Annotated in this window: 24 protein-coding genes; 14 read left to right on the forward strand and 10 right to left on the reverse strand. The window is 37.5% G+C overall.

The window, feature by feature from the left end:
* Positions 1-22 precede the first annotated feature (22 nt).
* Genes H4J52_RS19785 through H4J52_RS01575 form a run of 3 tightly spaced genes read right to left on the reverse strand, consistent with a single transcriptional unit; the run spans position 23 to position 1484 of the window.
* Entirely contained in the window at positions 23-349 is a 327-nt protein-coding gene (locus H4J52_RS19785; RefSeq protein WP_259366582.1) for a hypothetical protein, read from the reverse strand.
* Positions 324-818: a mechanosensitive ion channel family protein gene (locus H4J52_RS19790; protein WP_259366581.1), complete on the reverse strand. Its 495-nt coding sequence runs from the start codon at positions 816-818 to the stop codon at positions 324-326. Before H4J52_RS19790 ends, H4J52_RS19785 begins: the two co-directional genes overlap by 26 nt.
* Before the next feature lie 27 nt (positions 819-845).
* Positions 846-1484 carry a phospholipid-binding protein MlaC gene (locus tag H4J52_RS01575; protein WP_182178250.1) on the reverse strand — a complete coding sequence of 213 codons (639 nt, stop codon included), beginning with the start codon at positions 1482-1484 and terminating at the stop codon, positions 846-848.
* A 461-nt stretch (positions 1485-1945) separates the two neighbouring features.
* On the opposite strand from H4J52_RS01575, the gene H4J52_RS01580 reads away from it, so the two are divergent.
* The 6 genes from H4J52_RS01580 to H4J52_RS01605 all read left to right on the forward strand — a co-directional run bounded on the left by H4J52_RS01580 (position 1946) and on the right by H4J52_RS01605 (position 4748).
* The gene (locus tag H4J52_RS01580) at positions 1946-2269 is read left to right on the forward strand and encodes a hypothetical protein (protein ID WP_182224128.1); all 324 of its coding nucleotides are present in this window, start codon (positions 1946-1948) and stop codon (positions 2267-2269) included.
* 115 nt (positions 2270-2384) lie between these two features.
* Entirely contained in the window at positions 2385-2591 is a 207-nt protein-coding gene (locus H4J52_RS01585) for a cold-shock protein (protein ID WP_081150364.1), read from the forward strand.
* A gap of 315 nt (positions 2592-2906) precedes the next feature.
* Positions 2907-3497, forward strand: coding sequence for a LysE family translocator (locus H4J52_RS01590; RefSeq protein WP_182178246.1), 591 nt, complete (start codon positions 2907-2909; stop codon positions 3495-3497).
* A 235-nt stretch (positions 3498-3732) separates the two neighbouring features.
* Positions 3733-3891, forward strand: a complete 159-nt coding sequence (locus H4J52_RS01595) for a hypothetical protein (protein WP_182178244.1) — start codon at positions 3733-3735, stop codon at positions 3889-3891.
* Between the two features lie 23 nt (positions 3892-3914).
* The gene (locus H4J52_RS01600) at positions 3915-4115 is read left to right on the forward strand and encodes a hypothetical protein (protein WP_182178242.1); all 201 of its coding nucleotides are present in this window, start codon (positions 3915-3917) and stop codon (positions 4113-4115) included.
* A 6-nt stretch (positions 4116-4121) separates the two neighbouring features.
* Entirely contained in the window at positions 4122-4748 is a 627-nt protein-coding gene (locus H4J52_RS01605) for a PEP-CTERM sorting domain-containing protein (protein ID WP_182178240.1), read from the forward strand.
* A gap of 156 nt (positions 4749-4904) precedes the next feature.
* On the opposite strand, the gene H4J52_RS01610 is transcribed toward H4J52_RS01605, so the two are convergent.
* Positions 4905-5942: a zinc-binding alcohol dehydrogenase family protein gene (locus H4J52_RS01610; RefSeq protein WP_182178238.1), complete on the reverse strand. Its 1038-nt coding sequence runs from the start codon at positions 5940-5942 to the stop codon at positions 4905-4907.
* A 278-nt stretch (positions 5943-6220) separates the two neighbouring features.
* A complete protein-coding gene (gene ccoG / locus H4J52_RS01615) occupies positions 6221-7594 on the reverse strand; it encodes a cytochrome c oxidase accessory protein CcoG (protein ID WP_182178236.1) in 1374 nt (457 codons plus the stop codon).
* A 113-nt stretch (positions 7595-7707) separates the two neighbouring features.
* On the opposite strand from ccoG, the gene H4J52_RS01620 reads away from it, so the two are divergent.
* A complete protein-coding gene (locus H4J52_RS01620) occupies positions 7708-9144 on the forward strand; it encodes a PLP-dependent aminotransferase family protein (protein ID WP_259366580.1) in 1437 nt (478 codons plus the stop codon).
* 192 nt (positions 9145-9336) lie between these two features.
* Here H4J52_RS01620 and H4J52_RS01625 read toward each other — a convergent pair whose 3' ends face one another.
* The 4 genes from H4J52_RS01625 to H4J52_RS01640 form a co-directional block, all read right to left on the reverse strand.
* On the reverse strand, positions 9337-10632 hold the full coding sequence (locus H4J52_RS01625) for a Xaa-Pro peptidase family protein (protein WP_182223212.1): 1296 nt from the start codon (positions 10630-10632) through the stop codon (positions 9337-9339).
* Positions 10633-10801: 169 nt separating this feature from the next.
* A complete protein-coding gene (locus H4J52_RS01630) occupies positions 10802-11410 on the reverse strand; it encodes a PilZ domain-containing protein (protein WP_182178232.1) in 609 nt (202 codons plus the stop codon).
* A gap of 12 nt (positions 11411-11422) precedes the next feature.
* Positions 11423-12037, reverse strand: a complete 615-nt coding sequence (locus H4J52_RS01635) for a TetR/AcrR family transcriptional regulator (RefSeq protein WP_182178230.1) — start codon at positions 12035-12037, stop codon at positions 11423-11425.
* 13 nt (positions 12038-12050) lie between these two features.
* On the reverse strand, positions 12051-13277 hold the full coding sequence (locus H4J52_RS01640) for a threonine/serine exporter ThrE family protein (protein ID WP_182178228.1): 1227 nt from the start codon (positions 13275-13277) through the stop codon (positions 12051-12053).
* Between the two features lie 99 nt (positions 13278-13376).
* Here H4J52_RS01640 and H4J52_RS01645 point away from each other — a divergent pair, with 99 nt between their 5' ends.
* The 4 genes from H4J52_RS01645 (at position 13377) to H4J52_RS01660 (ending at position 16631) form a co-directional block, all read left to right on the forward strand.
* On the forward strand, positions 13377-13550 hold the full coding sequence (locus H4J52_RS01645; RefSeq protein ID WP_182178226.1) for a hypothetical protein: 174 nt from the start codon (positions 13377-13379) through the stop codon (positions 13548-13550).
* A gap of 130 nt (positions 13551-13680) precedes the next feature.
* A complete protein-coding gene (locus tag H4J52_RS01650; protein WP_182178224.1) occupies positions 13681-14451 on the forward strand; it encodes a class II aldolase/adducin family protein in 771 nt (256 codons plus the stop codon).
* An 86-nt stretch (positions 14452-14537) separates the two neighbouring features.
* A complete protein-coding gene (locus H4J52_RS01655) occupies positions 14538-15722 on the forward strand; it encodes a mandelate racemase/muconate lactonizing enzyme family protein (RefSeq protein ID WP_182178223.1) in 1185 nt (394 codons plus the stop codon).
* 123 nt (positions 15723-15845) lie between these two features.
* On the forward strand, positions 15846-16631 hold the full coding sequence (locus H4J52_RS01660) for a S1/P1 nuclease (protein WP_182223213.1): 786 nt from the start codon (positions 15846-15848) through the stop codon (positions 16629-16631).
* A gap of 122 nt (positions 16632-16753) precedes the next feature.
* On the opposite strand, the gene H4J52_RS01665 is transcribed toward H4J52_RS01660, so the two are convergent.
* On the reverse strand, positions 16754-17620 hold the full coding sequence (locus H4J52_RS01665) for a LysR family transcriptional regulator (RefSeq protein ID WP_182178219.1): 867 nt from the start codon (positions 17618-17620) through the stop codon (positions 16754-16756).
* A gap of 184 nt (positions 17621-17804) precedes the next feature.
* Here H4J52_RS01665 and H4J52_RS01670 point away from each other — a divergent pair, with 184 nt between their 5' ends.
* From H4J52_RS01670 to fghA, 3 genes are all read left to right on the forward strand, one after another.
* Complete coding sequence (locus H4J52_RS01670; protein ID WP_182178217.1) at positions 17805-18131, forward strand: multidrug efflux SMR transporter; 327 nt, start codon at positions 17805-17807, stop codon at positions 18129-18131.
* Positions 18132-18317: 186 nt separating this feature from the next.
* On the forward strand, positions 18318-19448 hold the full coding sequence (locus tag H4J52_RS01675; protein ID WP_220460001.1) for an S-(hydroxymethyl)glutathione dehydrogenase/class III alcohol dehydrogenase: 1131 nt from the start codon (positions 18318-18320) through the stop codon (positions 19446-19448).
* A 118-nt stretch (positions 19449-19566) separates the two neighbouring features.
* Positions 19567-20406, forward strand: a complete 840-nt coding sequence (gene fghA / locus H4J52_RS01680) for an S-formylglutathione hydrolase (protein ID WP_182178215.1) — start codon at positions 19567-19569, stop codon at positions 20404-20406.

Below are 20406 nucleotides of genomic sequence, written 5' to 3' on the forward strand. Positions count from 1 at the left end.
TTATTATGAAAAATATTAAAGTCTACGTTAACGTTGACGATGAAACCGTTTTATGTTCAAACCATAACTTCATAAAGTCAGCAGTGAGCTTGTGTTCTATTTCTAGTGCTATTTCTGTCGGACAAAATATTGTAAAGAATATTTGTGTGTTGCCAATTTCAGACGTTGCTACTTGAATGTGTCGCTCAGGTCCCGCGATTGGAATATCTAATCGATTTTCAATGAGTTGATTATAACGAACAGCAACTTCGTTGAAATCATTGCAGTAAGTGCTGGCATTTTTATACCGTTCATCAATAAACTTAAAGGGATTAACACTGTCATCACGCACAATGGTAAAATGATGCATTGCATAACGTTTTACCTGAATATTGATAATCATCTATATTAACTTCTAAAAGTGTCAGCTTTGCCCAATCTGTTGAATGAACCTCTCCATAGTTATTACCTACTTGCACCCAGTCACCAATACGAAATGGTCGACTAGAGAGTAAATAAACAAAGCCAATAAAACATTGAATAAATTCTCTGGTTGCTAAGACAATTGCAACGATAAAAGCGGCAATAGAAAAAGCAAACTTTTGAATTTCGCCAGACCATATATTAAAAACCATTACGATCATTAATATGGTAAATATATTATTGACGATATTAATCTGTAGTCTTTTATCTTGTGTCGATTTTGCTTTTATGATTTTTACAATGAGGTGTTTAATCATATAAAAAATGAAAATAAACAATGAAGCGATAACAAATTTTTTATTGGTAAGTACTAATGTAATTGCTTTTAAATTATCCGTTTGATTTAACCATTCCATTTGAAATATTATACTGTTTTGATTTATCTATGAAGAAGTAAAACTTCTTTGATTGATGTTTTTTAGATGTGCTAAGGTACCTTCAATACCTAGTTTGTTAAAGCTTGAATTTATTTCTTTTTGCTTTGCATCTAACAAGCTAATACCTTCAATAATAATATCAAAAAATTGCCAATTCCCTTCCTTAGACATTAGTAATTTTACAACGGCTTTGTTGACTTTTTTTTCACCGGTAATCGTTATGTTGACCATAGATATTTTGCCACTTTTTGATATCGAACTTGTGCCTATATCGATTGACTCACCATTATATTTACTTAACAAATTGCTATACGTATTGATTAATTGATTCGATAATTCAGTAATAAATTCTGTTCTAAGCTCTGCTGATATTTTTGGAAGGTTTTGGTTAAGCACTTTATAGCTAAAATATTGAACATCCACTTCAGGAAGAAGGTATTGAGTTAACACCCCTTTGACATTGCTTTTAGTAAACTCATTTTTACTTTTTAATGTTAATAATGCAGATTCTATTTGTTCAAAAACTGCTTTAGTTTTCACTTCTGGGTTGGCTGTTGATGCAATCACTAAAGCGGAAATAAATAGGCTTAATAGCAAAAAAATCAAAAGATAGATGTTTATATTGTTTGGGTCTGTTTTTTTCATTGTTACTGAGGTTGTTTTATAATAATTACTGAAATTATAAGCTTAAGAAATAAACAATCAAGTGCAATAAATTGTATAGTTTAATCAAAAAAAATGATTAGGTTGTGCTTTTTAGAAATATCTTTGATCGTTAAGTTTTAGTAGCGCGTCGCTTTAACTTGTTAAATATGGTGAGGGTAATTTTCAATAAAACTATTTACAGCCAGTAAGTTATATTATTAAACGGTATGAAGATAAGTAAACTTTAGTTAAGTGTTATTTGTGGTTAGTGGTGACTCAATAAACGTAAATGTCATAATTGTTTGCTATTAACGCTTACCTTTTACAATAGAGACTATTTACTCGGGTTCATTCACTGTATAATAATTTTTTAAGCATGCTAGTTATGACTGACTTGCTTCTCCCGTAAAGTGATTGCCTTGTGGCATTGTCAGATAATAGCAGAAGAGTTAAATAATTTAATGAAACCATATTCAGATATTGACGAGTTAATTGAAATGTTAACGTCGGAAATAGAGTCACTTACCAATAAAATCACTACCTTGAAACAAGAGCCTCAGAGCTTTAATGAACAAATACTTTTTAAGTATATTGATACAGGTAGTACAGGTAAAACGAAAGATTTTGTTAGATCATTGGGCGTAAAGGCTGAGCGTGGTTCATTCTTTTCATCGGGTGATGTAAGTAAGTTAATAAAAGACGGGGCTGATGATGTTTCACCTGAATTACTTGATATAGCACGAAAAGTAGTCAGTATGAAAAAGAAAGGTGGCATGCATCGTTAATTATTAATACAGTCTATAATTATTTATATAGATTGGATCAGTAAGATTCAAATTCTAACTCGTCATGGTGATAGCGAGTTAGGTTTATATTTTTCACCAATGAAAAGAGAGTGTTATGAGTAAAGGTATAGTTAAGTGGTTTAATGCAGATAAAGGTTTCGGATTTATTACTCCAGAAGACGGCAGTAAAGATTTGTTTGTACATCATTCAGAAATCCAATCTGGCGGTGAATACGCTACATTGGCTGACGGTCAAGCTGTTGAGTTTGAAGTTGGACAAGGTCAGAAAGGACCATGTGCAAATAAAGTTGTTGCTGTTTAAGCGATAATATATAACAAATAGGTAAGTCGAATGTACTTTGTACATTCTCTTACCTATGCGTTATAGATAAAATCCTCTACGTATCTACTTCAACATTAATGATTTATTACCTTCCCTTTCTTTTTTGAAAGATAAAATATTAAATAACCTAAAAATCGTCTTTAACTGCTATCACCTCTATAATAATGTATAGCTATGTGAGTGCTCATCGCATCAACTTGTTATACCACACCTAAAAATCCTGCATAAAATAGTGTATGAGACTTATGCTTGAACTTTTATTCCATATTGTAAAAAATAAAGAGCAAACTGACTTTGAATTTTGAAATATTATCAGCCTTAACTATTTTTGCGTTCGTGTCTTCTATAACGCCAGGTCCAAATAACTTGATGCTGATGAATTCAGGCGCAAATTTTGGTTTTAAAAAAACGATCCCTCATCTGCTAGGAGTTGGTGTTGGGTTTACCTTGATGATTACTTTAGTCGGCCTGGGCGTTATTAAATTATTTGACAGCTTTCCATTGAGTTATCAAATATTAAAAGTCATCAGTATTATTTATTTACTGTATCTGGCTTTTAAAATAGCACGTTCAAAAGGTAGTTTTGAGCAAGGGGCTTCAAGAGCTACACCTTTTACCTTTATTCAGGCCGCTTTATTTCAATGGGTTAACCCCAAAGCATGGACAATGGCGCTTACTTCTATAAGCCTTTATGCACCATCAAAGAGCTTTTTTTCTGTGTTGTTTGTGGCCATTGTTTTTGGCCTAATAAACCTACCGTGTATAAGTTCTTGGGTAGTTTTAGGGCAAAAAATACAAGTACTTTTGACTGATCGAAAGCGATTGAGGGTTTTTAATATTAGCATGGCATTCTTATTGGTTATGTCATTATATCCTGCAATATAATATTGCTAAATAAAGCCTGAGAAATATAATAATCGTTAAATGTTAATACTCAGTAAACACACTTTTGGAGCGATATAGTGAGTGCTTCTCCTCCTATTAATACGAAGGTCGTTTGTTAAAATAAACACTATTAGATGTATTAATCGTCAACGTAGTATTGATGAATATTATAGTAGATATAACCTTGTAAATTATTGTTCTCCTCATATGGATTAAGAAATTAAAAATGAAGGGAATGACCAAAAAACTTGTAGCCATTATTATTCGTGGTGTTGCGCCATTTGTAAATGCGGGCGTAATTTCGGGTAGTCATACACTCGATGTCGGCAGTTGTTGGAATGCTGATTATTTTGATATATCGGGCATCGGTGAACGTTCTCTGATGGTGGTTTAATATACTCGTTGCAGGGCGGTTCAATGTCTGCCTATCGAGATTTTTTTTCTTGGAATTTACTTCCTAGTGAGCAAGATTTCACTAATGCGGTACAAGGAGCATTTGATGTTTGGTCATCCGTTGACCCTGTTTCTGGGCTAGATTCAGATTTATCGTTTGTCTCATATTTTTCATCAAACGTTCAAGGGATACTTGCAGGCGGGTCAAATATAGTGGGTGCATAAATTGATTTGTTTGGTGTAAACGATGTTTACTTTTGGGATCCAGGTAATAACCGTAATCAAGGAGAAACATGGATAAGTACAAATTTTACATTAGCTACGCTCACCTCAGGTACAACTAACTATCAAGCAAAATCTATATCTGGCGTTGATATCTACCTCAATAACAATAGTAATGCGGTATATACCCTAGATGTTTTTTCAAGGTTACTTATGCATGAGATTGGACATGGATTAGGGCTGTGTGATGCAGAAAGTAATATCAGCAGTTCTTTTATTGATGATAACTTTAATCCTAATGACCCTGTAAATACATTAAATAATTCGTGGGCAAGTTTGGTTGATGTGTACGACCCTAAATCTTCATCATTGTCGGTATACAATATAGGGAATGCGACACCTGTGTCAGGTGTTGATCTGCTTATGGAGTCTAATGGCTTGGGGATTTCAGTAGGAAACCCATTAGGTAATCCAAATCTGCTAACGAATGATGAGTATGGTACGCGCCAATTTCTTTATCCATTTATTGCATCAAATACACAAGAACCAACGACTGTACCCGAGCCAAGTTCTTTTATCCTGTTTATATTTGCTGTTTTACTCATGAATAGAAAAAGACTTTTAAAGCGCAAGTAATTTAATGATATAAAGTGTTTAGTTCGCTAAGCACTACACAATAATTTTTTTTGTTCATTGCCAGACGTAATACTTCGTTAAACGCGTAATAACAACGAAGTAGCTGATAATAAAACTCACGGTATAATTTATTTATACCGTGTTTATTTCTTAACGTTAAAAACCTTCTAAAACTATTTTTCCTATCGAACGCCCAGATTCAAGCTCTTGATGTGCCGCTTTTAAATTCTCAGCATTGATGGTACCTAAATTTTTACCTATTGTTGTTTTTATATCACCTTGATCAATTAAGTTGGCAATAGTGTTTAATAAATGGCTTTGCTCTTCAATGTCTTTGGCATTGAACATTGACCGTGCAAACATAAATTCAATATGTAGAGACAAGCTTTTAAATTTCATTTTCATAACATCAATACTTTTTGGATCATCAATCATCGCTATTTTTCCAAAAGGAACTAATAAATCAATATAGTCATCAAAGTATGAATCCGTACTATTTAGACTAGCAACATGAGTCACTTGCCTAATTTCTCCTTTGGAAATTAACTCATTTATTTGTGGTTGTAGCGCTTTTGTATGATCAACAACAAAATCAGCACCTAAATCTTTCACCCATTTTTGTGAACTTTCACGTGATGCCGTCGCAATAATGGTTGCACCCGTAATGGCTTTTGCTAGTTGCACTAAAATTGAACCTACACCACCAGCGGCACCCACCACTAAAATAACTTCTGTTGATTTTCCTGTTGAGCCTGAACGCTGCTTTTTAATTGATAAATGCTCAAATAAAAGTTCCCATGCAGTAATTGCCGTTAAAGGTAATGCCGCAGCCTCTGCATCAGTTAAGCTTTTGGGTTTATGCCCAACGATACGTTCATCAACTAACTGGTATTCTGCATTGCTTCCTTGACGGTTAAGATCACCGGCATAATAAACTTTATCACCCAATCTAAATTTAGTCGCTTTCTCACCTAGAGCGACTACTTCACCAACGCCATCCCAACCCAGAACGCTATACTCACCATTTTCAGGCATCTTATTTTGTCTGATTTTATAATCTACGGGATTAACCGCAATGGCGTTAATTTTTACTAAAATATCTCGACCCAATGCTATCGGCTGAGGCAACTCAATATTAACTAATGCATCTGCTTCATTAATCGGTAAAGATTTTTTATAACCAATGGCTTTCATGTGTATTCCTTAATTTGGTTCAGGTGTGTAGAGATCAAATGACATAATAAACGTTGATTTAACGAAAATAAACAGCGTAACAATTGAAACATTATCAAAAAATATTTGAAAATATGTTGTTGGACGATTCACATATTATTTTAAGAGTTGCGAGTTTAAAAGTATGACAAGCAGCAATGAGTTTAAAGATGTCCATGGTAACAGTAAGTGCCACTATAAAAAGGGTTATTAGATAAAAGTGCACTAATTACAGACTAATCAGTGCATTGTTAAGCTTACTACCAACCTTCATTGCCACTATAAAATGAGCTTTTCTTACGAATACTATCGTTATTATTGACATCAATAATCGTAAAATTCACGTTACTTCTGGTATTCAGCAATGGTTTATCAACCGCGACAGTAATCGAATATACCGTTAACTCACCTGGTTGCACTTTAACTTTTGATGAACCTGTTATTTTTCCATTTGGTAAATCACTTATTTTAATTTCATAATTTTTTATTTGAGTAGATTTATTTCTAATTTTGAAAAGAAAAGTATTTTCATTATTACCTTGCTGATTAACACGATAAAGCGATTGCCTATCTCTTATAATGTTTACATCAAAACTTTGCCAAGTTGTTGTCCATACCAGTATTGTTAGTAGTGTTACTGACACAAAACTGCCATAGCCTAAATGCCGTTTCCAACTGTTTTTAGCGGGCTGTTCATGAGTAAAAGCGATAAGCCCTTTTTGATAATTGAACTTGTCCATGGTCATATCACAAGCATCAACACACAGGCCGCAGTTTATACATTCGTATTGCAATCCATCTCTAATGTCGATGCCTACGGGGCAGACTTGAACGCACAGGTTACAGTCAACACAATCGCCCATAGCCTCAGTTTTAGGCTCCGAGCGTTTTCTAGCTCCTCGGCTTTCACCACGTATATTATCGTAGCTGACCATCTTGGTTGATTGATCGAACATCGCCGATTGAATGCGCGAGTAAGGACACATATGCTGACACATCTTTTCTTTTATCCAACCAGCATTGATATAAGTACAAACGGCAAAGAAAACCACCCAATATACGGTGATTTCTGATGCGTTAAAGGTAAAGAACGGGAAGTAAAGTTGATCAACAGTCACGAAATATGACACAAAAATTAAGGCAGTAAATAATGAAATACTCCCCCAAAGAATATGCTTGATACTTTTTTTTATAATCTTAGCTAAGCTCATTGGCTGCGCATTTAATGATTTACTTTGGTTATGAGTACCCTCAACTCTTCTTGCTATCCAATTAAATAACAGCATCCAAACCGTTTGGGGGCAGGTGAAACCACACCATACGCGCCCATAAAATTGTGTGACATAAAATAATAGAAAAGCAGCGAGAATGAAAAACAAACTCATAATCACTAAATCCTGTGGAAATAAAGTCAGTGAAAATAAATGCACCTGTTGTTGCTGAAGATCAAAATATACAGCTTGAACACCATTAAATTTAATAAAAGGAACAAGGGCAAAAAGTAAAATTAAGACTCCGCTTAAACTACGTCTGATCAGCTGATATTTACCTTTCTGCTCGCGAAGATAAATTCTATCGTCAACGGCAGAGGTTTTAAAAATGAGGTTTTTTTCTAATAAGTCTGATGATTTCATTTGGTTTCCCCAGTAAGGATTTACATTGCGGGAAGTTTAAATTGTTAATCTGTCATTTATAGATACAGTATAATAAATTACAATAGGTACAGATTGATTGGCTGAGGTATAAGATGAGACAATTTAAATATGAACAGTTAGCTCATAAATTAATGCGGCAAATAGAAGACAACAAATGGCGATGTAATGAAAAGCTGCCTTCTATTCGTGATCTGGCAAGTATTTACAGTGTTTCAAAAATATCAGTTCAAAAAGCCCTTCACACCTTAGAAGCAAGAGGTATTGTTTTTGTTAAAACAAAGTCAGGTTATTACGTTTCAGCCGTTAAACCTCAACAACAGATCAGTCAAGGGCTAACTCAAATCGACAAACCCAAACTGGTTGATGTACCTGAAATTTTTTATGAAATTATGGAAAGAACGGCAGCTTTTGATATAGCGCCAATAAACTTAGACATTACTAAACCACCAAACCATTTATTGTTATTGAACCGACATATCAGCCGTGCGTTACGAAAGAATCCACAAAATAATGCGTTATATTATTGCGAACCCACCGGATATTTGCCATTAAGGCATCAAATTAGTGAGCATTATAGAAGGCGTGATCTTCATATTTCAGAACAGGAAATATGCATTACTTCAGGGTGTCAAAATAGTTTGTTTTTGGCGTTAACTGCAACGTGCGAACCCGGTGATATTGTTGCGATAGAGAGCCCTGCTTTTTATGGTGTATTACAGTTATTACAACAACTTAAATTAAAAGTGCTTGAGCTGCCAACTTCTTACACTATTGGTTTAACCGCTGATTCGCTTGAGGAAGCGACAAAAAAATGGGATATAAAAGCCTGTGTGCTAACCGCAAATTTTGCTACACCCACGGGGGCACTGATACCAACAAAAGAAAAACGTAAAATAGCAGCCCTTGCGACAGAAAAAAATATCATCATAATAGAAGACGATATCTATGGCGACCTTGGCTTTCATTCTAAAGTCGAGTCGCTTAAAAATTATGATACGCAGGGTAATTTTATCTTATGTAGCTCTTTTTCAAAGTCATTATCAAGAGATTTACGACTTGGGTGGATTGTAGCGGGTAAGCACTTAAACAAAATAGTCCACATGAAATTGGTTTATCAATTATCGACGAGTCAAGCCATTCAATATGGCTTGTCGAGTTTTTTGGCCGAAGGGCATTTCGAACGGCACTTGCATCAATACCGTAAAGTACTGCTTAAGCAAAGAGATCAGTTAACTGATGCGATTGCAGATAACTGGAAAATATCGACAACATTTACTGTACCTGACGGTGGTCTAGCTATTTGGGTGCAGTTGCCAACAGAGATTGATACATTCTTACTTTATAAAGATGCGATTGCTCAAGGGATAATTATTACTCCTGGCCGATTATTTTCATCGGTCAAAAAGTTCTCAAATTGTCTGAGATTAAGCTTTGCACACCCAACGAAAGGGCATAGATTACAAGCCTTAATAAAGTTGGGGGAGTTGTGTGAAAAGGTGATACAAAAGGGGAGAATTAAAGAAGGTTAATAGTGCTGAATTCTTGAGTGTTAGAACTTGTAGTGGAATTATTTTACCGCGTAAAATAATTCGCGCATGTTAGTTAGCGTGTTCACTACATGCGCGGCAATGGTAACTCCAATAATCAATATATCAAAAAATGACCCTGTTTATATTTTGTATCATCATCAACAAAGTCTATAAATAAAGCCTAAAGGGCAACTAAGTAAATGTAGCCACTTTGCCTAAGGGTGAATCTAGAGAGTCGGGCGGTACAGTAAACCACTGCGGGCCCTTATCTGTCATGTAAATACAGTCTTCAAGGCGAACACCAAATTCTCCTGGAATATAAATACCGGGTTCATTAGAAAAGCACATGCCTGCTCTTAATTTCTCTTGTTCACCATGAACAAAATTCACACTTTCATGGCCTTCCATACCTATGCCATGCCCCGTTCGGTGAGATAAACCGGGTAGTTTATAATCAGGTCCAAACCCTTGTGCTTGATAATGCTTTCTTACGGCATCGTCAACTAAACCGGCAGCAGATCCTATTTGGGCTTGCTCAAACGCTATTTTTTGTCCTGTACGTACCGTTTGCCAAATATCACGTTGACGCTTTGATGGCTCACCTACAACAAATGTTCGGCTGATATCTGATTGATAACCATGAACATTACAGCCGCAGTCCATTAAAACAATTGAACCTTCTTGGATCAAATGCTTCTTTTTACTGCCATGTGGGAAAGCACTTGCTTGATCAATTAATGCCATATTCCATGGGCTATTGCCACCCAACATTGATTGTGCGTTACTCATCAGGCTTTTAACGTGTGAAGATGTCATCCCCACTTCTAATTTTGAGTAAACCTCGCTATAAGCTAATAGTGTTACTTCATTCGCTTTATGCATTAGTTGTAGTTCATGGTGGCTTTTAATGATACGGCAACCACGAGTTACAGGCTCTGCGCTAACATGCTGCATATTTGATAGTAAACTCATTACGCCATGTTGAACAAAGTAACGCACTGAATTTTCAAAACCAATAGTACCTTTTGCAAGGCTAATATTCCGGTCTACTAATATTTGTTTAATGCGCTCAAAAGGACTTTCATGTTCTTGCCAAACACGAATATCACCAGTAATAGCCAAACTTTCTTGAATGCTGGGTTCTTCAAAAAAGGGACAAACAATACCGACTTTACCTTGTTGCGGAATAACTAACGCGGTTAGGCGTTCGCTGCGCCACCATTGAATACCCGAGAAATAATCCATTGCTGCACCCGGCTCAATAATGAGTGCAGAGATATTCATTTGCTGCATTAATTTCTGTGCTTTTTTAATGCGAATTTCACGTTCTTTAGTAGTTATAGCCGAAACACTTTGGGTAATGTTTTTCAGTGTTGAGTGCTTTGACTCAGCCATTTTAGTTGATGAGGCGAACGCAGCAGTTGATACGGATAATGCGGCAAGACCTGCACTACCCGCTTTTAGAAAAGCTCTTTTATTCATGTTCATAGGTATGTTCCTGAAATTGTCATCTAATAACGCTATCTGTTTTTGCTTTATTCAACAAGGAATAGGCGTTAAAGTGCGCGGTTTATCAGATAGATTTAAAGGAGTAAATACAGCATAAATCGTAATACTGACTTATTGCACGAATAACAAGGTGCAATAAAAAAGAGTATTAGGTTTGTTTAGCTGATTCTTCATTACGTTTTTGCGCTAAGATCTGTAATTGCTTTGATTGCTGATGAAGGCTACAACGCACTAATATTTCACGGTCTTCTTCACGAATATGATGATAAATAACCTTGAAGCTATTAAGTTCATCACTCTCAGTCTTGACTGAAATTATTTCACCGCAACAGTAAATTGCACAATTATCGTCAAGTAGGAATATTTTTAGTTCAATAAATTGACCAACAGCGAAGGGGGTTTTACTGGTAAAAATAACACCACCACCACCGAAATCAGTGCCTTGGTAACGTTGTGCTTCATTGTCTTGTTCACTCAGAATATAACTGACGAGCAAATCAATTTTTTTGGCCTGATGATGTAAATAATCGACTAACTGTCCGGCAACACTACCAATTGTTTGCAAAGGTCTTAATGCCGTTTGGTCAAGTGTGATTATTTCAGAGGCCATCTTAAACGGCATGGGCATGGTGTTCATAAATGCGGGGTAACTTGGCGGAGTGTTACTTTCAATGAGAGTTGCGTTCACATTGAAAGGGTAAGTGATTGAAAAGAACTGATCAAACTGAGCTGTTTTATTTTGGTTGTCTTCAGACATGTTTAACCCTTGTTATATTTTTTGTTGTTGAATAAAAACCTTTACTACACACTCGCACATTTCATCAATATGGCTGGTATCAAGGTAAATTCCATCAATAAGTAAACGGACAATTCCGTGTAATGTTCCCCAAGTCACTTGCGCTAAACGTAAGCTATTTTCGTTGTCAATCAATAAACCTTGCTGTTGCCAAGTTTTGGTCATTTCTAGTTGATAATTAAAGCTTGGGTAAGCGATGTCACGCAGTGCTTGATCGCTATTGTTTTTTTTCCAAATTGTTTTGCCAAACATCAATTCGTAAATTGAAGCGTTCTGTGTTGCAAATGTTATGTACTGATAAACAAATTCACGAAACTTTTCTTCCCCTGAAAGGTTTTTGTCGTCAAATATCGTATTAGAAATATTTGTCCATTGAATAAAACCTAATGCAGCTATCGCGCAAAGTAAATCATTTTTATTGTTAAAGTGATGATACGTTGCTGTACGAGAAACACCAATGCGTTCAGCGAGCTTTCGTAATGAAAGCCCTTCGATGCCTGCTTCTTTTATCATTTTAGCACCCGTTTCTACGAGTGAACTGCGTAAGTCGCCGTGATGATAAGCGGTTTTTTTACTGGGTTGTTTCATTCAGGCACTTATATTACAACGCTTTACGTGAGGGTAGGGCAACATTTGAGAAAATAAGCCCCGCCACTAACGACATAAAAATTAAAAAGGCTTCTGAGCCAATATTATTGGTATTGAGCATATTTACACCAGATACCGCACTGTTTAAACCGATATAAACTTTACTCCCTGGCACAAGTACAACAAGGCCTAATAATTTAACAATACTAGAAGGTAACCTCATAATGCGTGAGAATAAATTAGCATACATCCCCAGTACAAATGCTCCAACAAACGCGCCTAGCGCTGGCCCCAGATAAGCGGCACCAATAATACTCGCACCGTAAGCCACATAGCCAGAAATCATTCCCCAAGGTGCATCTTTCTTACGCACGCGAAATAAAATAACCAAGCTAATTGATAACGTGGTAACGGCTGCCCATGCGGTCCAAATTGGCATATTACCGGGGGTAACGTATACAACTTCGCCCCAAAATAACTTTCCTAACGCCATACCTAGGACTGCGCCAAAATAAAGCTTAAACAGCATCATTATGGCATCCATAATACGTGCGGTTCCTGACATTAGATGTCGAGCGGCTAATTCAGCTAAACCAAGCGTTAAGGCTAAGCCAGGTATAAAGGCAATAATGGCAGAAAGTATCACCAATGGCATATTGATTGTTGGATCGATAAGGGTGATTGCCGAGGCCAATAGCGCGGTTGTTATGGCTGCAATTGGCTCTAGTGTCTCGGTAATTCGGCGAGAGTATTCAGCCCAAAAGGTAAATAAGCAAGCAACAAAACCGAGCAATACCGACCAAAACACATCATTCCAACTGGTGTGCATCAACATGGAAAAAGCACCACTTGAAGCGCCAAAAGCTAGAAAAGTAAGAAAACGCCCGTAAGGGTTAGGTTTGTTGGCGATTTCATCAAGTCGTTCAATTGCTTCAGTTAATGTGCGCTGTCCAGAACTTAATTCGTCAACTAACTCATCGGTTCGAGCAAGTGATCCTAAATCAAGTTCACCGGGCTTCACACGAATAACATGGTTATATTGCTGATTCTCTTCATCTTCAGATAATACAAACGTTAGCGCTGTTGGCGTGATGATAAAACAGGCTTTTAATTCAAGAAATGTTGAGACATCTTGCAGATGTGCCTCTAGGCGATAAGCTGGCGTACCAAACTTATGCAAAGCTTTCCCTAATCTTATAATAAACCTTCGCTTTTCAGCAAAGTTATCCGGTGCAGTCATTTTATTGTTTACGCATTTTACGTGTTATCTTGTTATGGTAATTGAATAATCAGCTAATGCAATGTGCAATTGATTTAGATACTCATAATTGGAGAAATAATGACATTAATAATGATTTTATTAGCGGTATTTGCTGGTATCGCATTAATGGTTATATTCGGTGAACGTTTTGGTAAACCTATGGGGGATGAGGAACAAGCTAAGTATTCAAAGATTATCCCAATTTTAGTGTTTATTTTACTCATTGGTAGCTTAATTAAGATGTTTATTTAAGCTAATGTGAATGACGACTTACCTTAGCTTATTTTTATCTACACTTTAAGGGGGATTTCTTAAACTAGTGGTTTGATTCGTATTATCGATGATTTAAAATACCAAAATAACAATTGTTTAAAGGACTTTAATGTTAACTATTCCACAGATTAACTTAAAAAATAAAGTGTCAGCACTAGAATGGCAAACACGTATTGATTTAGCGGCTTGTTATCGCCTTGTCGCCATGTATGGCTGGGATGATTTGATTTACACGCATATTTCAGCGCGTATTCCTGAGTCTGAGCACTTACTCATTAATGCTTTCGGTTTAGCCTTTGACGAAATAACCGCATCAAATTTAGTGAAAATAGACTTAGCGGGCAATATTATTGACCCTGATTGCCCTTTTGAAATTAACCCTGCAGGTTTTACTATTCATAGTGCAGTGCATGAAGCACGTCACGAAGCCCAATGTGTTTTACATTTACACACTAATGAAACTATCGCGGTCGCTAGCTTAGAAGAAGGGTTATTACCGTTAAGTCAATATGCTATGTTTGCACTTGCCTCTCTTAGCTATCATGATTACGAAGGTTTAGCGGTAAACGCTGATGAAAAATTACGCTTACAAAATAACTTAGGCACGGCAAATTTTATGTTGCTGAGAAATCATGGTGGCTTAACGTTAGGAGATACAATCGGTGATGCGTTTATGCACATGTACGACTTAACGCGTGCTTGCCAAGTACAATTGCAAGTGATGGCAACCGCAATGGCCCCCATTTTAGTAGACCAAAGCATTGTCGACGGTATTAAAGCACAAGCTAATATTGTTCATACGGGCAGTTCCGGTGGGCAAAAGTCTTGGCCGGCCATGGTCAGAAAAGTGTATCGTGCTGACCCTAACTTTGCGACCTAACAATAATAAAGCCGTATTTGCATCTCGTACGCCGCTATTGAAGTAAGTTCTCTGCGACAAACCTCAACCTATTTAGAGAAGATAAAATGAAAGTAACTCACGTAGAAATTTTTGATATTGAATGTCCAGATCGCGCTGGTTGGAACCCTGTTTTTATTCGTGTTCATACTGACGAAGGTATTTCTGGTGTCGGTGAAGCAGGGCTTGCTTATGATTGGGGACATAGCGCTGCAGCGGCGATGATAAAAGAAATTACCGAAGCGGTATTGATTGGCTTTGACCCGTTTAGAACAGAATTGTTATGGTCTCGAATGTTGCGTGAAAGCTTTTGGGGGCTTGGTGGTGGTCCCGTTTTATATTCGGCAATGAGCGCAATTGATACCGCACTTTGGGATATAAAAGGTAAAGCATTGGGAGTACCTGTTTATCAATTATTAGGCGGTAAAGTTAATGATAAGTTACGCACTTATGCTAGCCAATTACAGTTTGATTGGGATGTTGAAGTTAAGAAGTTATTCTTACCTCAAGAATATGCTGAAGCGGCATTAAAAGCGGTAGCAGAAGGTTATGACGCAGTAAAAGTAGACCCTATTGTTTATAACGCTGATGGCACCTCATCGTTTGATCGCACTAAATTATTCACCAAACCACAAATGCGATTATTCGGCGACAGATTACGCGCTATTCGCGATGCGGTCGGCGAAGATGTTGATATTATTTTTGAATCGCATTCATTAATGGGCGCTGCTTCTGCGATTCAAATGGGCGAAATTGTCGAAGAAGTCGGCTGTATGATGTATGAAGAGCCTGTTAATTACTTGAACGCTAAAGTACATAAAAAAGTGGCTGAGCGAGTTAATGTACCGATTGCCGGTGGCGAGCGTTTATATCACCGCTGGGATGTGCGCCAGTACTTTGAAGATCAAAGTATTGATGTACTTCAGCCTGATGTTGGCTTATGTGGTGGTTTTACCGAATCTAAAAAAGTGTGTGACTATGCTGATGTTTATGATATTCGTATTCAAGCGCACGTTTGTGGTGGCCCGGTAGCAACAGCTGCATCTTTGCATTTAGAAACAGCTATCCCTAACTTTTTAATCCACGAGCACCATACTTATGCGACCAAGCATTGGAATCGTGAATTGTGTTTACAAGACCCACAACCGATAAATGGTTTCTTCCAAGTCACTGAAGTACCTGGTTTAGGTATTGAATTAAATGATGAAGTGGTAAAACGCTCACCGAATGTTACGGTTAATGCGTTGAAGTAATCGCGAGTCGTTTCGCTTTAGCATGTGTTATCAGTTTATGACTCATGCTAAAGCATATGTTTTAATAAGATAAAAATAAGATTTAAAGACTCACAATACAACGCTAAAACATGGATTATATAAATGATAAATAAAAGCTTGCTGGCGGTTATGATAATTACACTCGCCCATTTGCCGATTAAAACCGCTCTAGCCTTGGGTCCCAATGGACACCGAATCGTGGCTAAAATAGCAGAAGATAATCTCGACCCTTCTGCTAAACAAGCCCTTATGCAAATTACTAACGGTGATCCGTTAGCAAAACTAGCCAATTGGCCTGATAACATTCGTTCAGATAAAAATTGGGACTATGCTAAACCTTGGCATTATATCTCTGTTGATGATGACGAACTATTTAATGGACTTGTGAGGAATAAGGCAGGTGATATATTAAAAGCGTTATCTGATTTTGAAAAAAAACTTCGAGATCCAAACCTCTCAAAAAAAGAAAAGTGGCAAGCATTGGCTTTTTATATACATTTTGTTGGCGATATCCACCAACCGCTACATGTTGGGCGAAGGGATGATCTTGGTGGCAATACAATAACGGTAAAATGGTTTGGAAAACCCACAAAACTTCATGCTGTTTGGGATTCCTCGATTCTTGAGAGGCAGCAATTGTCTTATACTGAGTATGCTCATTTTTTAAATAACCAAACGCCAGAAACGATTACTTTATGGCAAAAGGCTGTTTATCTTGACTGGGCGAAAGAGTCTAAATCTAAAAGAGAAAGGGTTTATGATTTTCCTGAAGATAAAGAATTAGGTTATGAATATGTTTATAAAAACACGCCACTGTTAAATGAACGAATCGCTAAAGCAGGTATTCGACTTGCAGGTATGTTAAATAATATTTTTAAAAATGAATAAAAAGAGACCAATAAGAGGGGGGGGGATCGGTGTTCGTGCCGATAAACCCTGCTATACAATCGAGAGTTGCTTAACGTTGAGCTAACGACTAACTCTGTAAATGCTTTAAATAACCCTTGAAATCAAAGCAACTGCTCAGCTAAATAGTCAACGAGTAACCTTATTTTGGGTGATAAATGGCGGTTTTGAGGATAAACCGCCCATATACCTTCGTCAGGCGCACGATAACTGTCTAACAAGGTAACCAGTTCGCCACGTTGAATATGCTGTTGAACATAGTAATCAGGTAACTGCACTATTCCTAAGCCTTTGAGTGCTGCATCGGTTAAGCTATAACCATTGTTGTATCGTAACCTTCCCGTTACTCGGATACTTTTTTCTCTGCCTGACTCTCTAAAATGCCAGTGATCATTTGTTCCCAATAAACAACTGTGCTTATTAAGCTCTGATATAGAGTGTGGTATACCCTGTTTTTCTAGATAGCTTGGCGAGGCACAAACATAGTTTGCTCGCTTACCTAATTTTTTTGCCATCATTGTTGAATCACTTAATTTACCCAGGCGAATAGCTAAGTCATACCCTTCATCAACGATGTCAATTTGACGATTGCTTAAATAAGCTAACACTTCAACATCGTCATATTGCTTTATAAAGTTATTTACTAGCGGCAATATTTGTTTTTCACCATAGGTGACGGGAGCAGTTAGTTTAATTTTACCTTGAGGTTTAGATTGTAAATTTGTGATGGCACGCTCAGCGGCATCTAAACCATCGAGAACGCTGCGACAGTGCTGATAAAAAACACGGCCTTCATCAGTTAATGAGACTTTTCGTGTGGTTCGATAAAATAATTTGATATTAAGGCGTTTTTCTAACGCACTTATCTGGCGACTCACTTGTGCAGTAGATATCGCCATTTTTTTTGAAGCGAGCGTAAAGCTCTCATTTTCCGCCACGTAAACAAATTCGCTGATCCCATCCCACTGCATGATTGTTACCCCTGTGTACAAGTTATTTACTAAATTAGCATATTATCATTTCTTTAGAAGTAAATATAATAGCAACCATCAAGACAAGCTTGCTGTGATTGAGTTATTTGATGAGTAACTTACTCAGAAAAAGTGCAGCATTACTCAGGCAATAACTGCCTGCATAACATTATAGGAAGTAAAAATGAGTTGGTTATTCCTTTTTTTAGGTGTCGTTGCTGAAGCAATGTCTCATGTTGCATTAAAAGAAACTGATGGTTTTACTCGACCTGTGCCAAGTGCTTTAGTTTTACTCGGGCATTTAGCCGCATTCATGTTTTTAGGCCAAGCAATGAAAGGTATGCCAGTGGGTATTGTGCATGCGTTGTGGGCAGGGTTAGCCATTATAACCGTGACGTTATTATCTACGGTTGTGTATCGTCAACATCTGGAGTTAACCACTTGGCTTGGTATGGGATTAGTCGCTATAGGTATCGGCATCATTAATCTTTCACAAGGCCACAGCCATTAAAGTAATGTATTCATGATGATGGTACTTTATCAATACTCACTTTATTGTTACCAACTGGTAAAAGTGAATTACGTTTTTAACGTATTATCATCTTTCATTAAACACCGTAGACTAGGCTCAAATATAGCAAGTTCGTCTGCAATATAAACTTTTAGAAACGCGATTAATTGAAAAGTGAGAATCAAGATGACTGATAAATTTATTAAATCAAAAGCCGCTATTGCTTGGGGCCCTAAGCAACCATTATCCATCGAAGAAATCGATGTTATGCTGCCTCGTAAAGGTGAGGTGTTAGTAAAAGTAATTGCCTCTGGCGTATGCCACACTGACGCATTTACTTTATCTGGGGATGATCCAGAAGGGATTTTCCCTGTTGTTTTAGGTCACGAAGGTGGTGGTATTGTTGAGCAAATTGGTGAAGGTGTTACCAGTGTTCAAGTAGGCGACCATGTTATTCCTTTATACACACCAGAATGTGGCGAGTGTAAATTCTGCCTCTCGGGTAAAACGAATCTTTGTCAAAAAATTCGTGAGACACAAGGCAAAGGCTTAATGCCTGATGGCACAACCCGTTTTTATAAAGACGGTCAGCCAATCTTCCATTATATGGGCTGTTCAACATTCTCCGAATACACCGTATTACCTGAAATTTCATTAGCAAAAGTCAATAAAGAAGCGCCATTAGAAGAAGTTTGTCTATTAGGTTGTGGGGTGACCACGGGCATGGGCGCGGTCATGAATACTGCGAAAGTAGAAGAGGGCGCAACAGTGGCTATCTTTGGCCTTGGTGGTATTGGTTTATCAGCGGTTATTGGTGCAACTATGGCGAAAGCCAGTCGTATTATTGCGATTGATATTAACGAAAGTAAATTCGAGCTTGCCAAAAAATTAGGTGCTACCGATTTTATTAACCCAAAAGACTACGACAAACCTATTCAAGACGTCATTGTTGAAATGACAGACGGCGGCGTTGATTACTCATTTGAATGTATTGGTAATGTAAACCTAATGCGCTCTGCCTTAGAGTGTTGTCATAAAGGCTGGGGTGAATCAGTGATTATTGGTGTTGCGGGTGCCGGACAAGAAATATCAACCCGCCCATTTCAACTAGTGACTGGGCGTGTATGGAGAGGCTCTGCGTTCGGTGGTGTTAAAGGTCGTACTGAGTTACCTGATTACGTAGAACGTTATTTAGCGGGTGAATTTAATTTGAGTGATTTTATTACTCATACTATGGGGCTTGACGATATTAATGAAGCGTTTGAGCTAATGCATAAAGGCGAAAGTATTCGCAGTGTTATTCATTTTGATAAGTAACGTTTGATAAATAATATGACTAATTTTTTCAGTCACCATCAGCGCTGTTAAGTGCGCTTATTTGCCACTTTTAGCGTAGCCGTATAAATACAAAAGTGGCATTTTTTTGAGTTTTATCATGACGATAGAAAACATCAGTGTTAATAAAAGCTTTGGCGGCTGGCATAAGCAATATAGTCACCCATCTAAAACGCTAAATTGCACAATGCGTTTTGCTATTTACTTGCCACCGCAAGTATCAAGCGGGGAGAAAGTGCCTGTGTTGTATTGGCTGTCGGGACTAACCTGTACCGATGAAAATTTTATGCAAAAAGCGGGGGCATTGCGCATGGCTGCTGAATTAGGCATGGCTATTGTTGCTCCTGATACTAGTCCTCGTGGTGAAGGTGTTACCGATGATGAAGGTTATGATTTGGGCCAAGGTGCAGGGTTTTATGTTAATGCCACACAAGCACCTTGGAATCGTCACTATCATATGTACGATTACGTTGTTAATGAATTACCCGCCATTATTGAAGACGCTTTTCCGGTATCCAATAAACGCGCGATTAGCGGACATTCAATGGGCGGACATGGCGCGTTAACCATTGGCCTGTTAAACCCTGAACGTTACAGCTCAATGTCAGCATTTAGCCCTGTTTGCAACCCAATAAAAACGCCATGGGGCAAAAAAGCTTTTACCACTTACTTAGGGAAAGACACCGCAATTTGGCGCAGGCATGATGCAAGTGAGTTGATGCGTATAGCAACGCAGTTTATTCCCGCTAAAGTTGACCAAGGTGGCGCTGATGATTTTTTGAAAACGCAATTAATGCCGGAAGCATTAGCAGAAGCAGCCAAAGTGAATGGCTACCCATTAACACTTGCTGTGCACGAAGGCTATGATCATAGTTACTACTTTATCTCATCATTTATTGAAGAACATTTGCGGTTTCATGCGAAACACTTAAATCAATAG

Source organism: Colwellia sp. MB02u-14 (assembly GCF_014076915.1).
Taxonomy (GTDB): domain Bacteria; phylum Pseudomonadota; class Gammaproteobacteria; order Enterobacterales; family Alteromonadaceae; genus Colwellia_A.

Excerpts from the sequence above, each read along its gene's own strand:
- H4J52_RS01610 (WP_182178238.1), bottom strand. The coding sequence starts at position 5,942 with ATGAAAGCCATTGGTTATAAAAAATCTTTACCGATTAATGAAGCAGAT.
- H4J52_RS19790 (WP_259366581.1), bottom strand. The coding sequence starts at position 818 with ATGGAATGGTTAAATCAAACGGATAATTTAAAAGCAATTACATTAGTA.
- ccoG (WP_182178236.1), bottom strand. The coding sequence starts at position 7,594 with ATGAAATCATCAGACTTATTAGAAAAAAACCTCATTTTTAAAACCTCT.
- H4J52_RS01580 (WP_182224128.1), top strand. The coding sequence starts at position 1,946 with ATGAAACCATATTCAGATATTGACGAGTTAATTGAAATGTTAACGTCG.
- H4J52_RS01635 (WP_182178230.1), bottom strand. The coding sequence starts at position 12,037 with ATGAAACAACCCAGTAAAAAAACCGCTTATCATCACGGCGACTTACGC.
- H4J52_RS01620 (WP_259366580.1), top strand. The coding sequence starts at position 7,708 with ATGAGACAATTTAAATATGAACAGTTAGCTCATAAATTAATGCGGCAA.
- H4J52_RS01595 (WP_182178244.1), top strand. The coding sequence starts at position 3,733 with ATGACCAAAAAACTTGTAGCCATTATTATTCGTGGTGTTGCGCCATTT.
- H4J52_RS01625 (WP_182223212.1), bottom strand. The coding sequence starts at position 10,632 with ATGAACATGAATAAAAGAGCTTTTCTAAAAGCGGGTAGTGCAGGTCTT.
- H4J52_RS01575 (WP_182178250.1), bottom strand. The coding sequence starts at position 1,484 with ATGAAAAAAACAGACCCAAACAATATAAACATCTATCTTTTGATTTTT.
- H4J52_RS01650 (WP_182178224.1), top strand. The coding sequence starts at position 13,681 with ATGTTAACTATTCCACAGATTAACTTAAAAAATAAAGTGTCAGCACTA.
- H4J52_RS01665 (WP_182178219.1), bottom strand. The coding sequence starts at position 17,620 with ATGCAGTGGGATGGGATCAGCGAATTTGTTTACGTGGCGGAAAATGAG.
- fghA (WP_182178215.1), top strand. The coding sequence starts at position 19,567 with ATGACGATAGAAAACATCAGTGTTAATAAAAGCTTTGGCGGCTGGCAT.
- H4J52_RS01660 (WP_182223213.1), top strand. The coding sequence starts at position 15,846 with ATGATAAATAAAAGCTTGCTGGCGGTTATGATAATTACACTCGCCCAT.
- H4J52_RS01585 (WP_081150364.1), top strand. The coding sequence starts at position 2,385 with ATGAGTAAAGGTATAGTTAAGTGGTTTAATGCAGATAAAGGTTTCGGA.
- H4J52_RS01645 (WP_182178226.1), top strand. The coding sequence starts at position 13,377 with ATGACATTAATAATGATTTTATTAGCGGTATTTGCTGGTATCGCATTA.
- H4J52_RS01670 (WP_182178217.1), top strand. The coding sequence starts at position 17,805 with ATGAGTTGGTTATTCCTTTTTTTAGGTGTCGTTGCTGAAGCAATGTCT.
- H4J52_RS01640 (WP_182178228.1), bottom strand. The coding sequence starts at position 13,277 with ATGACTGCACCGGATAACTTTGCTGAAAAGCGAAGGTTTATTATAAGA.
- H4J52_RS01655 (WP_182178223.1), top strand. The coding sequence starts at position 14,538 with ATGAAAGTAACTCACGTAGAAATTTTTGATATTGAATGTCCAGATCGC.
- H4J52_RS01675 (WP_220460001.1), top strand. The coding sequence starts at position 18,318 with ATGACTGATAAATTTATTAAATCAAAAGCCGCTATTGCTTGGGGCCCT.
- H4J52_RS19785 (WP_259366582.1), bottom strand. The coding sequence starts at position 349 with ATGCATCATTTTACCATTGTGCGTGATGACAGTGTTAATCCCTTTAAG.
- H4J52_RS01630 (WP_182178232.1), bottom strand. The coding sequence starts at position 11,410 with ATGTCTGAAGACAACCAAAATAAAACAGCTCAGTTTGATCAGTTCTTT.
- H4J52_RS01600 (WP_182178242.1), top strand. The coding sequence starts at position 3,915 with ATGTCTGCCTATCGAGATTTTTTTTCTTGGAATTTACTTCCTAGTGAG.